Below are 15,532 nucleotides of genomic sequence, written 5' to 3' on the forward strand. Positions count from 1 at the left end.
TCGCCGGGCGGCGGGGCGGAGCCGGGGTACGGCCCGCCCCCACCGCCCGGCGGCGCTCAGGCCGAGCTGGCGGAGCCGCCGAGCCGGGCACCCGTCGCCCCGACCGCCCGCCCGGCGCCCGCCCAGGGCCCGACCGGGACCACGGCGTCGTCCGGCCCGGCGTTGACGGCGGCGGCGAACTCCTCGGCCCGTCCCGGGTTCCCGCCCAGGTCGGTCAGGAGAGACCGCCACTGCGCGCTCTCGCCGCTGCCCGCCGGGGAGAGCCTGGTACCGAAGTGCTCGAGCCGCTGCCCGGTGCTGAGCAAGGAGGCCAGCAGGCGGGTCACCGCGGTGTCGGGAAGCGGGTCGAGAACCAGGTGCATGGTGTTGGTGAACCGCTCGTGCCAGGGGGTGAGCCGCGCTCCGAAACCGGGGCGGCCGGCGGCCACCACCAGCACCGGAAGCGGCGACGGCACGCCGGTCAGTACCGCCAGCGCGGCGGCGAGCTCGTCGTCGGCCAGGTGGATGTCGTCGAGCAGCAGCACGGTCGGGCGGGTCCGCGCGATCCTGCGCAGCACGGTCACGCAGGCGTCCACGGCATCGGGGTGCCCGGAGGCGTCGGGAACGAGACCGAGCGCGTGCCGGACCCCGGGCAGGACGTTGTCGTGGGCGGTGCCGAGCGCGGCCGCGCAGTCGGCGAGGCGCTGTTCCACCGCGGCCGGGTCGTCGGCGCGGTGCAGTCCCAGGTGGTCCCGGATCACGTCCCCGAGGATGCTCGCGGCGGTGCCGCGCTCCCCGGGGCCGGCCGTCGCCCGCAGGACGACGGCGCCGTCCTCGGAGCCGTCCGCCGCCCGGTGCGCCAGCTCCGCCAGCAGCCGTGTCTTGCCGATGCCGGGGGCGCCCACCAGGGTGGCGAGGCCGGGAGTTCCGGCCTGGGCGACCCGTCGGAGCATGCCCTGGAGCAGGTCCGTCTCCGCGGTGCGCCCGACGAACGGCCCGGCCAGCCGGTGCGGCTGGGGACGGGAGGCGAGGGTGAGCCGGGGCGGCGCGGGCCGGCCCGGGGCGGAGTCGATGCGCAGGTGTCCGGGGACGGTGACGGCGGCGAGGCGGCGGCAGCTGTCGAGGACGCCGGCCTCGACCAGCGGGACCGACTCGGCGGTGCCGTTGTGGGAGACCACGGCCTCACCGGAGTGCATGGCCACCCGGATGGAGACGTCGGGGTAGCTCTCCGCCGCCCAGCGGGTGATGGCGCCGACGGCGGTCAGGGCGCGTTCGGCGTGGTCGGTGAGGTGCCGGGTGGCGCCGAAGTAGCCGCACCAGGAGGAGCCGGGGCCGGGGGCGGCCACCCCGCCGCAGCGCTCGATCTCCTCCTCGACGAACCGTGCCACGGCCTCGGTGGCGGCGTCGGCGGTGACCATCACGACGGTGATGTCGCGACGTTCGGCCCGGCCGCCGCCGGCGTCGGGCTGCGTCGGGGCCGCCCCGTCGCCGCACTCCTGCTGTTCGGCGGCCGGCATCCGCCCGGGCGTGCCGGGGCCGGCGGGAGCGGGCGTGCCGGTCTCCCCCGCCGCGGCGGTCCGGCTGCGCGGCCCGACCGGCACCGGGCCTCCGGACGTGTGCGTCGCAGCCACCGCGCTCAGCGGGTACGGTGCGGCGGGGTCGGCGCCCGGGGTCGCGGCTTCACGTTCCCGGTCGGGTGCCGGCGCCCGCTCCCGCATCGGGGCCGCGGCCGCGAGCCGCGCCGGTGGCGAGCCCAGCTGGAGCCGGGGGTCCTGGTTGAGGATGCCGTACTCCAGGGCCTTCAGTTCCTCGCCCGGCTCGACGCCGAGTTCGGCCACGAGTCGGGTGCGCAGGGCGCGGTAGGCGGCGAGGGCCTCGCCCTGCCTGCCGGAGCGGTAGGCGGCGAGCATGATGAGCCCGCAGAGCCGCTCCCGCAGCGGTTCGGCAGTGGCGGCGAGGGCGAGGTCGCCCATCACCTCGTGGTGGAGGCCGCAGGCGAGTTGCGCCTCGAAGAGGTCTTCGACGGCCGTCTTCCGGCTCTCCTTGAGGACGGTCGCCTCGGGCCAGTCGTAGCCGAGTTCGACGAGGTCGGCCAGCGGGTCGCCGCGCCACAGGGCGAGGGCCTCGCGCAGGGACCGGGCGGCTGCTTCGGGCTCCCCCTCCCGCAGTTGGGCTCGGCCGCGGCCGACGAGGTCGTCGAAGCAGCGGCGGTCGATGCGGTCGGGGGCGGTGTGCAGCAGGTAGCCCGGCGGGTGGGTGAGCAGCAGGGGGGTGTCGGGGCCGGTGTCGACGGAGAGCAGGTTGCGCAGCCCGGACACGGCGTTCTGGATCATCTTGCGTGCGGTGCGCGGCGGATCCGCGCCCCAGATCGCCTTCAGCAGGGCGCTGGTGGCCATGGCCTCGTTGTCGCGCAACAGCAGCGAGCCGAGGACGGCTCTCTGGCACGTGCCTGACACCGAGAGGTCCGCTCCGCCGTGCTGGACGCGGAGCGGCCCGAGTATCGAGAAGTCCATCGATTCTCCGTGAGCATCCGCCGGGGCGGTGGTGACACCGCCACGGCTTGGTGTGGGGGGAACGTCGAACGCACGGGACGTGGGGAGCCCGTCGCCGGGGAGCAGCACCCGCAGGGCGTACGCCTTGGCGACCAGGGCGGTCCGGTTCGGCACGGCGAGCTTTCGCAGCATCGTGCCGATGTGGTACTCGACGCCTTTGCGGCTGAGCGACAGCCGCTGGGCGAGTTCGCGGGCGGAGCGGCCGGCTGCCAGCTCCGCCAGGATGCGCCGCTGCACCGGGCTGAGGCACGTGCCCGGGCCGCCTCGTCCGGTGGGCGTGCTACCGCTCGGGGCACCGCGGTCGGGGGGAGCGCCGTGAGCGGGGAGCGGCTGACCGGGTCGGCCGCGCACCCGGTGGACGTAGGCGCGCGTGCCGGGCCGCGGGAGCCCCTCGTCGGGCCGTCCGCCGGAGCACTGCGGGCCGTCGCGCGCCGGGAACCGTCCGGTGGTCGGCGGCCAGGCACCGGCCGCGAGCACCCCCGTGTCGTACGCCCGGGCGACGAGCGCCACCCGGTTGGGGGCCCGCAGCCTGCGGAGCAGCGAACTGACGCGGTACTCGACGCCCTGCCGGCTCAGATGCAGTCGTGAGGCCAACTGGACGGTGGAGAGCCCGGACGCCAGCCCCGCGACCAGCCGCACGTCGAGCGCGCCCAGAAGCGCGCCGCCGCGTTCGCCGACAGCCGCGACGTTCCGCCCCTGCGGATTGCGTTGTCCCTCCGCCGGGGCGTCACGGCCGCCCGCTCCGGGGGACGTCACGGGACGGCGCTGCGCGGTGAGGGCGCCCGGAGGCCGCCGCATCACAGCTCACTGGAGAGGGAGGCCGGGGGGACGACGGGGGACTGCGTGCCCGTTTCCGGGGGGCGGCCGCGCCGGAAACGGCCCGTTTCCCCGGCGGGCCGGGTCCGCCCGGTCTGCCGGGGGCCGGGAGCGCGACCACGGGCGGTGCGGTGGTTCCTCGTGGGACCGTGGCTCCTCGTGGTGCCGGGAGCGGCGGTACGGGCTGCGCCCGTCCGTCCTCCCGCCGTGGTGGTCTGGTACATGATCGCCCTTCGTGCCTGGGACACTCGTGCGCGGCGTGCGCACGTGACGCGACGTGCGGCGGGCCGGGGATCGCCCGGTTCCGCCGCCCGGGCGGTGGCGCTGGGCCACCGCGCGGGAGACATGCGGGGGTGGGGAGGGTCGGGCACCGCCCGGGCCCGGGCGCCACCGGTGGGCCGGGGACGCCGTGAACCGGTGACGCCCCGTCCCCGCGGGGCCGGGGACGCGGCGCTGACGCTCCCGTCGCCGCCACACCGCCGTCGGTGCCGACGGCATCATTGGCAGTAAACGCGAATTCGATGTCCGCTTCGTGCCCGAGTTCTCTCGGAGGGAGGACTCGACCGAGCGAACGTGTTCCCCTGTCCAGATTTTCCGGAGTCAACCCCCGGTCTCGTCACCTGCATTGTTTGCCGGTTTCCGTGGGGGAACTCTAAGGATTTCCGGCCAACGCGGTCAACACGCTCCGGCCCCTGCCGGGCTGATCCTGTGGGGCGTGAGGGAAAGGTTCGGTTCAGCAGCGGGAGGGAGCACCACTGGTTCGGTACGGTCGAGAAACCGCTGTTCAGCACCACCGGATGCCCGACTGGGGACTTCGGTACGGTCGGAGCGCCGGCCCGGACGGAAGGGCGGGAACGCCCTCACTCGGCGGCGTTCACCTCGGTCTCGTAGAGATGGGCGGACAGGCCGCGCCTCCCCTTTACGCCGAATTTGCGGTAGACGTGGGTGAGATGCTTCTCCACCGCTCGAACGCTCACCTCGAGTTCGGCTGCTATTTCCCGGTTGGTGAATCCGGTGACAACCAGCAGCGCCACACGGTTCTCGGTGCGGGTGAGCGCGGCGCGTTCCGCGCCGGCGCTCCGCGCGGGGCCGGGCTCCCTCCGGTCGGCGGGCCAGGGGGCGCCGCAGGCCGCGGCCAGCCGCCCGGCCTCACGCAGCACCTCCCGGGCCTCCGCGCCGTCGCCGAGGAGACGCCCGAGGTCCCTCAGGGCCATGAGGAGTTCGAGCTCGTTGGCCGAGCCACGGAGCACGGAGACCGACTCACGCAGCATGTCGACGCGCTCCGCCACGCCGGTGGTACGGGCCAGCAGCCGCAGCGCGCGCCCGACGCCGACCGGCGCCCCCCACTGCCGGGCCCGCGCGTACTCCACGGTGGCGAGGGTGTGCGCCAGATGGTGGTCCCCGGTGCGCTGGGCGAGCGAGACGGCCCAGGGGCGCCACGGGAACAGGACCGGGTTGCGCCAGCCGACAGCCTCCAGTTGCCGTCCGCACTCCATCGCGGTCTCCAGCGCGGCGGCGGGGTCGCCCGCGCGGGCCTGTTCCGGCATCCGCACCATCCCGGCCAGCACGTCCTGGAGCGGTGAGACGGCGGAGTCACGGGCCTCGGCCACGACGAGCGAGCCGAGTCGCGTGTCGCGCGCGGACAGCGCCACCGCGCACAGCACACCGAGGACGAAGTCGCGGTTCTCCGCGCCGACCGTCCCGGCGGCGGTGAGGACCCGCTCCAACTCCTCCCGGGCCCGCGGCAGCCGGCCCCTGGCGACGTGCAGGAGGGCGCGCCGGGAATGGCGCAGCGCGTCGGCGCCGCGATGGGCGGGGTGTTCCTCGGCGGCGTCGAGCCAGGACTCGACGGCTTCGACGGCGTCGGCGGCCATCAGGGAGACCAGCACCAGCTGGATCTCCGACCCGGGGCCCGGCTCGGAGGCCGGTAGCCGCTCCAGGACGGCGTGGGCCCGCCGCGCGACCTCGGACGCCTCCGCGGCCGCGCCCAGCGTCGTCGCGTGCAGCAGGACGGCGAGCAGTTCGCGTCCGCCGGCCGAGTGGACCGCTGCGTCCGCCGTGCGGAGCCGGTCCGTGGCGTCGGTGAGGCGGCCGGGGTCGGTGAAGCCGGCATACCGCAGCCGCGCCTCCAGCCGCAGTGCCTCCTCCCCCGGCTCCTCCTCCGGCTTCCCGCTCGCTCCGTCCGCGGCTGCCAGATCGTCGGCGGCCTCCCGGAGCATTTCCGCGCCACCGGGGGTGAGCGGGGCCACCACGCAGGGCGCGAGTACCAGGGCGGCCGCGGCCCGTTCGGTGGCGGTCGGCAGCAGCGGCAGCGCCTGCGCCAGGTGGGACTCGGCGGCCGACGCGTCGAAGGGCAGTTCTGCCGCCGCGAGTTCGACGAGGAGGCGGGCCCGGGCGGGCCCCTGGTCGGGCACGTCGAGCAGGGCGCGCCGCAGGTACCGCACGGCGCGGTCGGGCGCCCCGCGACGCCGGGCACGGTCTGCGGCGTCCCGCAGGACGGGGACGGCCCAGGGACACCCGCCCCGCTCGACCGCCTCCAACTGGGCGGCGACCTCTTCGGCCGGGCGGCCGAGTTCGTGGAGCAGCCGCGCGGCGTCCGCGTGCCGCTGCCGCCGCTCGGCGGGGCCCAGGGCACGCTCGACGGCCTCCCGGATCCCGGGCTGGACGAACCGCGTACCGCCCCCGTCCTCCCCCGCACCGTGCTCGACCAGGCCCAGCTCCCGCAGGGAGCGCAGGACCGCGCCGACTCCGGCATCGTCGAGGGCGGCGAGCCTCGCCAGGAGCGCGTGGAGCACGCCGCCGTCCGCCACGTCCACGCGCAGGGTGGCCAGTGCGGCGGCGGCCGCCCGCACGGCCGGGGTCTGCCGGCCGAGGGCGCTCACCACCCGCTCGTGCAGCTGCTCGGGCCGGGCGGCGCGCACCAGGGGCACGTGCGCGGCGAGGGGCGGACGTCCGGTACCGCCGAGCTCGGACAGCAGGGACACCAGGAACAGCGGCCGACCGCCCGTGACCCGGTGGCAGGCGTGGACGAACTCCTCCTCGGCGGCCCCCCCGAGGTGCTCGCGCACCAGCGCCCCCGTGGCGGCGAGGCCGAGCGGGGCGGGGCGCAGCACCCGGTCGGCGTTCTCGACGAGGTCGCGCACCAGGGTGTCACGTGCTCCGGGTTCGCCGTTCCGCACGCTGCAGACCAGGACCAGCCCGGGCCCGTCGGGCCGGGAGGCGGCCCGGGCGAGCCAGCGCAGTGAGGGGGCGTCCGCCCAGTGGAGGTCGTCGACGAGGATCAGCGGGGGCGCGTGGGTTCCGGGTTCGGCCGGCAGGGCGAGCAGGGCGTCGGCGACGGTTCCGGGGTCTCCCCCCGCGGTGTCGGCGTCCACGTCCGCGCCGGTCGGCTCCGGGGGGTGTCGGACCGCGTCGGGCCGCCCCTCGGACTTACCGAGAACATCGTCGCAGGGCCCGTCCCCGCCCGGAGGCTCCTCCTTCGCCGGCAACCCGTCGAGGAGAAGGCCGTCGAGCAGTTGGCGGACCACACCGAACGGCACGTCCCGCTCCTCGGGCGCGGCGGTGGCCCACAGGGGGCGTGCCGCACCGGGGGCGGTACACCGGAACAGCGCGTGGAGCAGGGCGGACCGCCCGGCGCCCAGCGGTCCCGTCACCACGGTGAGCGAGGAGCGGCCTCGGGCTGCTTCAGCCAGCGCCTCCCGGATCGCACCCAGTTCGCCGTCCCGCTGGACCAGCATCGAGTTCACAGTCCTTCCGTGTCCGTGGGTCGACGAGCGCGCGGAGCTCCGGGCGCCCGCGGACGCCCAACTTGCGGTAGACGCGGGTGATCCGCAGTTCGACCGCGCGGAGGGAGATCTCCAGCAGCGCGGCGATCTCCCGGTTGGTGTCGCCGCGCCCGGCCAGCAGGGCGGCCTGCCGTTCCGCCGCCGAGAGTGCGTCCCAGCCGGGGACGGAGGCGGCGCTCGTGGCGGCCCCGGCGAGAACGCGGGCGCGGTCCGCCATGGGAGCGGAGGGGTAATCGGCGGTGAGCGCCGTCAGTTCGTGCAGGGTGGCGGGGGCCCGCGGATCGCCGTCGGCGGGGGCCCCGATGTGGAGTTCAGCCAGCTCGGCGAGTACACGGGCGTACTGGGGACCGGTCGGTCCTGACCTGGCACGGGACACGGCCGAGCCGACGCGGGCCAGCCGGTCCGCGCGTTCGGCCTCGGGAGCGCGTGGTCCGGGCTCCCCCTGCTCGGCGGCGACCTCCGCCCAGGCGAGGGCGCTTCCCGCGCCCCACCGGCGGGCGCGGGCCCGCTCCGCCTCGACGGCCGCCCGTCCCTCGGCCTCCCGGCCGAGGGCCCGAAAACCGAAGGCCGCGACCGACCGCCACGGTATGAGGGCCGGGTTGAGATGACCGCGATGCTCCAGCAGACGGCCGCACTCGTGCAGGTCCCCGAGGGCCCGGTGCAGGCGGCCCTCGCTCAGCGAGAGCGCGCCGCGGGCGAACAGCAGCCACGCGTGGTGCTCTCCCGACCGGGCAGCCGGCGGCAGTGGGGCGAAGGCCCATTGCCGGGCCCGGCGTCCGCGCCCGGCCTCCAGGTCGACGAAGGCGCGGAGGCCGTGGATGTACGGGACGAGCACCCGCGCCCTGACGGTCGCGGCAACCGCGCTCCCGGCCGCCTCCAGGTCCCGTTCGGCCTGCGCGAGGCGCCCACGGCGCAGGTTGATCTCGCCGCGCAGCGCGAGGAGGTGGGGGCGGGCGAGTCGCAGCGGGGCGCCGCGGAGCTCTCCGAGCAGCCGGTCGAGGGCGACCTCGGCTTCCTCGGGGACGTCGGTGAGGGACAGCGCCCGGCAGGCGGCCAGGACGAGTTGCACCGACTCCCCCACTGTCGCCCCCGCGCCGGCGGGGCCGGTCCCGCACCGTGCCGCCGCCGCGTCGCCGAGTGCGGCCCGGGCCAACGCCACGGACTGCTCCATCCGCTCTCCCCGCAGGGCGAGCTGGTGAGCGCGCACCGCCGCTTGGGCGGGCAGCGACGGCCGGTCGGGCAGTCGCGGCAGCGGGGGCAGACCGACGGCCGTGCGCCGCGAGGCGGGGTCGGCGGCCCAGCCAAGGGCGAGAAGCGTCGCGCGCTCGTCGCCGGCGGCCTCCTCCAGCGCGTCCGTGAGGGCGCGTTCGAGGGCGCCTCCCCCGGTGATGCCGAGGTCAGCGGCGCGGAGCCGGACGGCGGCCGGGATGCCCGGGGTGCGCAGAATCCTGGCGATCCGGGCGTCGCCGATCTCGGGCCGGGCGACCAACAGCGCTGCGGCGGACTCCACGTCCAGCCGGGCCCGGCGCTCGGGGTCGGCCTCCCGCTCCGCCAGCCGGTCGAGCAGCGCCGCGGATCGTATGTGGTCATCGCCTCGCGCGGCCTCGCGGGCGGCGCGGCGCAGGGTTCGGACGGCCCACGGGGCGTCGGCGGCACCGTCCGGACGGGCGGCGAGCAGCAGATCCGCCACGGCTCGGTCCGCGGCCCCGGCACGGTGGGCGAGGTGCGCGGCCCGGGCGTGCAGAGCAGCCCGCTCCTGATCGTCCAGCTCCTCCAGCAGCCGGCTCCGGACACCGGGGTCGACGGTGAGCCGGTCGCCGGGGTGCCGCCGTATGCCCGGAGCCTCCGCCAGCTCCCGCAGCGCCGGGCCGGTCTCCGTCCGGTCGGCCGCGGCGACCGAGGACACGGCGGCGGGGTCCAGGAGCTCCCCGCAGACGGCGAGAGCCGCCACCAGGGACCGCGCCCCGCCACCGAGCCCCCGCAGGGCTGCGAGCAGGTGGTCGCCCAGGACCGCGCGGCCGGCCTCCCCCAGTCCGCGGGCACCGTCGGCGTCCGCGGGGAGACCTCGGGCGGTGTGGCGCAGCAGGAGGTCGTGCAGGACGGCGGGGTGCGCGCCGCTGACGCGTGCGGCCTCGTCGGTGAACTCCTCGGTGGCGGGCCCGCACAGGAGCGTGACGAGCGAGGCGATCTCGTCGTGGGGCAGCGGCGCCAGTCGCAGATGGTGGGCGGGCGGCCCGAAGGAGGAGCCGACCGCGCCGAGCCAGCCGCTTCCGTCAGCGGGCCCGGCTCCGGTGGTTCCCGCACAGACGACTGTCAGTCGCGCCGGCGTGGAGCGGCGCAGCAGCGCCCGGAGTTCGCCGAGCGCGCGCGGGTCGAGCCACTGGGCCTCCTCGACGGCCAGGAGCAGGGGCCGCGTCCGGGTGGCGGCCAGGAGCCGCCTCATCGCGCCGCCGTCCGCGGGGGTGCCGCAACCCGGGATCAGCGGGGCGCGGGCCGCGGTCGCGCCGACCGGGTCGGTGGCCCCCGGCCGCGGCGCCCGGGTGTGCACCACCCGGTACCCGAGGGCACGCGCCCTCGCGACGGCTGAGCCGACGAGCGACTCCTGCCCCGCTCCGGCTCCGCCCGCCAGCGTGACGAGCGCACTGCCGCCCGTACCGTCGGCGAGGCCGTCGACGACGCGGGCGAGCACGGCCCGTTCCCGGGCCCGCAGGCAGGCGGGAAGCGGGGCGCCGCCCACCGCCGGCCAGGGACGGCACGCCGAAGTGGCCTGCCGTCGGGGTCCGTCGCCACCGGCTCCGTCCATCTACCGGGTCCCGCCCAGGTGGGGCTGGGCGCTCGGCCGGGCCCGGCGGGGCGTCGCGGGCAGCCCGTCCCGGCGGTCCCCCCACGCGTCGGCGCGCTCCCCGGGGAGCCCCTTTCCGCCCCGTACGGCCCGTAGTGCTGCGCCGAGTTGGTCGCGACGGTGGACGCCGAGCTTGCGGTAGACGTTGGTGAGGTGGGACTCCACGGTGCGCACGGTGACGAAGAGCTGACGGGCGATGTCGCGGTTGCCGGCTCCGGAGATGGCCAGGCCGGCGACCCTGAGCTCGGAGGAGGTCAGCAGTCCGACGGGAGGCCTGCCGGTGCCGCGGCCGGGACGTCCACCGGCGGTGGCGAGGGCTCGGCGTGACCTCTCGGCCAGGGCGAGGGCGCCGCACTCCACGGCGAGTCCGGCGGCGCGGCGCAGCCGGTCGCGGGCCCCGGCCTCGTCGCCGTGCACCAGCAGCGCGACACCGAACCGGTGTTGTGCCCGGGCGTGTTCGGTGACCGCCGGGGAGTCGGCGAGGTGGTGCACGGATTCCGCGAGGAGATCCAGTCCGACGCTGCCGGGGGTGAGTGCACCCTGCGCGAGGGCGGCGAGTCCGCGGGCGCGGGGGGTGTCCCAGAGGCGGGCGCGTTCCGCTCCCTGTTCTGCGAGCGGGCGGCCCTCGGCGGGCCTGCCCAGTTCGGCGAGAACGAGGCAGGCGTCGGTCCACCACGGAACGATGACGGGGTTCAGGGCGCCGGCGCCGTCCTGCGCCAGTCCGCACTGGCGCAGCAGGGCGAGGGCGGGAACGGGGTGCCCGGCCGCCCAGTAGGCGCGCGCCCGGGTGTGGAGGCAGAGCAGGGCGGTGAGGGCGCAGTCGTCGGGTTCGGTCCGGCCCTCCTCGTTGAGCACGCGCCAGGCCCGGCGGGGTTCCCCGCGGTCGACGTGGACGGCGGCGAGGACGGCCTGCGCGAGCATGCGGCGGGTGCCGGCCGTCCCTTCGTCGCCCCCGTGGCCCCGGGCGAGCGCGTCGGCGGCGGTGCGCGCGTCCGCGAGGGAGGCGCGTGCCTCCCCCGCGGCGGCGAGGACGGCACCGCCGCGCTGGAGCACCAGCGAGCGCATGGCGGCGGCAAAGGCCCGCAGCCAGGGCGAGGGCCGGTCGCCGCCCTGGTGGAGCATGGCGTCCAGGGCCTGGTGGGCGCGCTCGGTCTCGTCCGCGAGGGCGAAGGTGGCGGCGAGGGTGAAGTGCAGCCAGGGCGGCTGGCGGCGGCCCGGCCCGGCCTGGACCTGCCGGGCGTCGGCGAGGGCGCCCTGCCGGGACCGGCCGGCGAGAGCGGTGTGCAGGGCGGACAGGGCGGCGGTCTGGATCCGGTCGGCGCCGTGGGGGTGGGTGGTTGCGGCGACCGTGGCGCCGGTGGGGCGCGGGGGGTCGGCGGCCGCGTCGCGGACGGGGCTGCCCATCAGCAGCAGGACGGCCCGGACCTGGTCGCCGAGCCGGGGGTCGGCACCGGGCCCGGAGCGCAGGGCGCTCCACCCCGCCTCCAGGGCCTCGACGGCCTCGCTCCGGCACGCCTCGGGCAGCGCGACGGATATGCAGGCCATGGCGTACTGCACGGCGATGGCGGCGCGCAGGGCCGGTTCGCGGGCCTCGGCGAGGGCGGCACGAAAGTGCGGGATGGCGCCGAACGGCGTGTCGAGGGAGGTGACGAGCGCGAGCCGCACGCGCGCGGCGGTGTCGTCCGGTTCGGTCTCCAGCACGCGGTGGAGGTAGCGGGCGGCGTCGGCGCGTCCGCCGCGGCGCTCAGCCTCCGCGGCGGCCCGCCGCAGGACCGCGGTCGCCCAGCGGCCCTCGGCGGCCGGGGCGTGCGCCAGGTGCCGGGCGACCTCCTCGGCCGGGCGCCCGTGGTCGCTGAGCAGCAGGGCGGCGCGGGCGTGGAGGGGGCCGCGGCGGGGCCCGAGCCGCGCGAGGAGGGCGGTCCGTACCGCGGGGTGGAGGGCGCAGCCGCCGTCGGGGGCGGCCGCTCCCGCGTGGCGGAGGAACCGGGCCACGTCGCCGACCCGGGCGGTGTCGACGTCGGCGAGCGCGGCGACGACACGGGTACCGGCCCCGTCCTCGGTGTCGACGTCCGTTTCGATGCCCGCACGGGCTTCCGTGCCGACCACCGCGTCGGCACCGGCGTGGGTACGGGCCTCCGTGAGGACGGCGAGCGCGGTGGCGACGCGCCGGGCGTCGTCCGGCTCCCTCTCCAGCAGGCGCAGCGCGGCGCGGGCGGTCAACTCTCCGCCGATCTCCGCCGCCTGCCGGGCTCCGGCCTCGTCGGCGTCGAGCCCTGCCGCGCGCAGCGCCCGCAACAGCCGTACCGCCGTGCCGGGGTGACCGCTCACGGCGTCGGTGACGGCGGCCGCGAAGCGGGGGTGGGCGGGTCCGCCGAACGTCTCCTCCGCGAGGCCGCGCACGGCGTCGGCGTCCAGCGGCGGCAGCGGGAGCACGGTCGCCGAGGGCTGCGCGAGCAGGTCGGCCCAGCCCCGCGGGGCCCGGGGCGGAGCTCCGGAACGACGGCACAGGACGATGAGCAGCGGGCGAGGCGCAGCGGGCCGCAGGAGCAGGGTGATACGGCGCAGGGAGGGCTCGTCGCACTCGTGTGCGTCGTCGAGGGCGAGCACCAGCGGCCGGGAGCGGAGCCCGGTCGCCTCCGGCAGTGCGACGGAGCCGCCGCTCGGCAGTCGGCACACCCGCATCCCGGCGCAGACGTCGTGAGCCAGCAGCGCGTTCAGCAGTCGGGACTTCCCGTGTCCGGGCGGAGCGGCGAGGACGACACACCGCACCTCACCGCTCCGCGCGGCGGTCGCCTGGCCGACGAGCGCTGCCAGCTGGGGGTGGCGACCATGGATCACGTCGTGCTCCGGAGACGGTCGTGCGGATGGCGCAGTGGGGGTCTGTCACGCGGTCACGGAGAGGGGCGGATCGTTCGCGCACACGCGCGACTTGACAGAGGTCAGGCTACCCTCCCCTCCTTCGGGGACGCCCCGCACACGGACCGTCCCGCCGCCGTCCCGCCGCCCGCCGGGCCTTCGGGCGAGCACGCGGCCGCGTCGCGGCCCCGCCTGTGCACAGTGACCCCGGCGGCTGTCGCTCAAACCCGGACGCGGTTCCGGAACACGGCAGGCAGATGCCATGCGCGCCGGCTGCGTCCGGCCCGGCAGACCGACGGACGCCTGCGGGGCGGACCGCTCCGGCCCCGAGCCCTGGGAGCACGACCCGCTCATGACCGTCCCGGCCGGTCGGCGGTCGAACTCCCACGCTCGGGCTGTCGCCGGGGGGCCTCAGCTCCGCGGGGCGTCGAGAACGGGGGCGCCCGGGGAGCGGGTGAGCGGGGCGTCGATACCGGCGACGATCATCGCCAGGGTGTCCCGGAAGGTCGCCGGCACCCGCTCCGCCGCCAGGGCGCCGGTCGCGCCGAGTGCGTCCGCCTGGAGCCGCTGCTGCTCGTGGAAGACGTACCCGATCACGAAGTGGGTCACCGCCTCGGCCGCGGTGCGGGCGAGCGGGGCGGGGGCGTCCAGGCGTCGGGCCTCGACCGCGAGGGCGGCGTGCAGCGGCGGGTCTACCAGGCCGAGCGCGAGGGAGCTGGACACCAGCTCCGCGCCGTCGCGGTGGTCGAGGAGGCAGTCGCGCAGTCGCGCTCCCAGCACGGAGGCGGTCGCCGAGAGCGACGCGGCGGGCTCCGCCTGCGCCAGCGGCGCGAGGATGCGGCTGCTCACCGCGGCGAGCAGGAGCTGCTTGCTCTCGAAGTGCCAGTAGAGAGCGCTGGGTTGCACGCCGAGCACCTCGGCGAGGCGTCGCATGGTCAGGTCGGGCAGCCCCTGGTCGTCCAGGATGCGCAGCGCCGCCGCCACGACGTCGCCCTGGGTGCGGCGGACCCGCTTCGTGGTGGGGTTTGCCGGGGCGTCGTTCATGCCGGTAGCCTACCTGAACGCTGTTCACCTGAACGGTGTTCGAGTGCCTGAAGTGACGGGATGGCGATGAGCGGTCGGCGTACGGCGGGGCCTCGGCTGGAGGCGACGGACCTCGCCCGGGTGGCGGTCTTCGCGGGCATGACGGCGGTCCTGGGCCTGCCCGGGGGCTTCTCCGCCTTCGGTGGCGTCCCGGTCACGGCACAGACCCTCGGGGTGATGCTCGCGGGCGCGATCCTCGGCCCCTGGTTGGGCGCCCTGTCCATGACGACGCTGGTGGTCCTGGTGGCGGCGGGGATGCCGCTGCTCGCCGGAGGGCGAGGTGGCGCAGGTGTCCTGCTCGGGCCGACCGGCGGGTACGTGCTGGGCTGGATCGTCGGCGCCTTCGTGATCGGCGCCCTCGTCCACGCGGGTGGCCGCCGGCCGGTCTGGTGGCGGACGTTCCTGGGGACCGTCGTGGGCGGCATCCTGGTCGTCTACGCGGTCGGGATGCCCGTGCAGAGCGCGGTCACACGGCTACCGCTGGAGGAGACGGTGCTGGTAGGCCTCGCACTCCTCCCCGGCGACCTGGTGAAGGCCGTCGTCGCGACGCTGGTCGTCAACACGCTCGTGCGCGCCTACCCCCGCGCCTTCCGGCGGCAGTGGAGGTCCGGGCGCGGCCCGGCGGCCGAACCGGCGGCTGCCCGGTGACCGGGCGTGTCGTTCCGCTGCGCGGCCCCGCGGACCTGGTGTCCGACGAGATCCGGCGCATCCGCGCCGCGGGGGATGTCCCGCTGGTCGGTGACCCGCGCCTCCCGGACGCGCAGTGGAACGCCGTCCGCGGGCTGGCCGCCACGGCACAGGTGCCACGCGATGCGGCCTGGGCCTCGCTGACCTCGGGTAGCAGCGGCACGCCGCGCGTGGTGCTGCGCACCCACGCGTCCTGGCGGGCGTCCTTCCCTGCCGTGGCCGGGCTGCTCGCGGCCGGTTCCGACGACGCGGTGGCGCTCCCCGCGCCCCCGTCGTCCTCCCTCACCCTCTTCTCCCTGGCGCATGCCCTCGACGGCGGTCCTCGTCCGGTGCTGGGCCGGGGCGGAGCGGGCGCGTCCTGCTTCCACGGCACACCGCAGGGGCTGCGAGCCCTGCTCGACACGGACGGGCCGACCACCGTGCGGACGGCGCTGGTGGGCGGGTCCGCACTCGACCGCGGGCTGCGTGCGGACGCCGAGGCGCGCGGGATACGGGTCGTGGGCTACTACGGCGCCGCCGAGCTCTCCTTCGTCGCCGTCGACCACGGCACGGGCCTGCGCCCCTTCCCCGGCGTGGATCTCCGCGTGAGCGGCGGCGAGCTGTGGGTCCGCTCGCCCTACGTCGCGCTCGGCTACCTCGGACGGACCGGCCCGCTGCGGCGGGACGGGGAGTGGGCCACCGTCGGGGACCTCGCCGAGACGGTCGCGGGCACCGTACGGCTGCGCGGCCGCGCCGACGGTGCCATTCAGACCGCTTCGGCCACCGTGCTCCCCGAGGAGGTGGAGGCCGCCCTGCGGCAGCTGCCGGGCGTCGCGGACGCCGTCGTCGTCGGCGTGCCGACGCCCGGCGTGGGCGCCGTGGTGGCCGCGGTCGTCGAGACCGGTTCCGACGGCGCCGCGGGCCTGCGGCGTGCGGCGGCGGCACGGCTGGCC

The 15,532-nt window shown here is 77.1% G+C and carries 7 protein-coding genes; 2 read left to right on the forward strand and 5 right to left on the reverse strand.

Annotation, left to right across the window (positions count from 1 at the left end):
• Window positions 1–56 precede the first annotated feature (56 nt).
• From HCN52_RS07325 to HCN52_RS07345, 5 genes are all read right to left on the reverse strand, one after another.
• On the reverse strand, window positions 57–3,287 hold the full coding sequence (locus HCN52_RS07325) for a BTAD domain-containing putative transcriptional regulator (protein ID WP_209314255.1): 3,231 nt from the start codon (window positions 3,285–3,287) through the stop codon (window positions 57–59).
• A 920-nt stretch (window positions 3,288–4,207) separates the two neighbouring features.
• Window positions 4,208–7,084 (reverse strand): ATP-binding protein, encoded by a 2,877-nt coding sequence (locus HCN52_RS07330; protein ID WP_168087550.1) that lies wholly within the window; start codon window positions 7,082–7,084, stop codon window positions 4,208–4,210.
• Window positions 7,032–9,821, reverse strand: a complete 2,790-nt coding sequence (locus tag HCN52_RS26125) for a helix-turn-helix transcriptional regulator (RefSeq protein ID WP_168087551.1) — start codon at window positions 9,819–9,821, stop codon at window positions 7,032–7,034. The genes HCN52_RS07330 and HCN52_RS26125 overlap by 53 nt, the downstream gene beginning before the upstream one ends.
• A gap of 114 nt (window positions 9,822–9,935) precedes the next feature.
• Window positions 9,936–12,812: a helix-turn-helix transcriptional regulator gene (locus HCN52_RS26130; RefSeq protein WP_168087552.1), complete on the reverse strand. Its 2,877-nt coding sequence runs from the start codon at window positions 12,810–12,812 to the stop codon at window positions 9,936–9,938.
• Window positions 12,813–13,241: 429 nt separating this feature from the next.
• Window positions 13,242–13,874, reverse strand: a complete 633-nt coding sequence (locus HCN52_RS07345; protein WP_168087553.1) for a TetR/AcrR family transcriptional regulator — start codon at window positions 13,872–13,874, stop codon at window positions 13,242–13,244.
• A gap of 60 nt (window positions 13,875–13,934) precedes the next feature.
• Between HCN52_RS07345 and HCN52_RS07350 the strand changes: the two genes are divergently transcribed.
• Window positions 13,935–14,561, forward strand: coding sequence for a biotin transporter BioY (locus HCN52_RS07350; protein ID WP_245174940.1), 627 nt, complete (start codon window positions 13,935–13,937; stop codon window positions 14,559–14,561).
• Window positions 14,562–14,599: 38 nt separating this feature from the next.
• Window positions 14,600–15,532, forward strand: a 933-nt coding sequence (locus tag HCN52_RS07355) for an AMP-binding protein (RefSeq protein ID WP_209314256.1), incomplete at its 3' end; no start/stop codon positions are given.

Origin of the sequence: Streptomyces bohaiensis (assembly GCF_012033785.1) — a bacterium.
Taxonomy (GTDB): domain Bacteria; phylum Actinomycetota; class Actinomycetes; order Streptomycetales; family Streptomycetaceae; genus Streptomyces; species Streptomyces bohaiensis.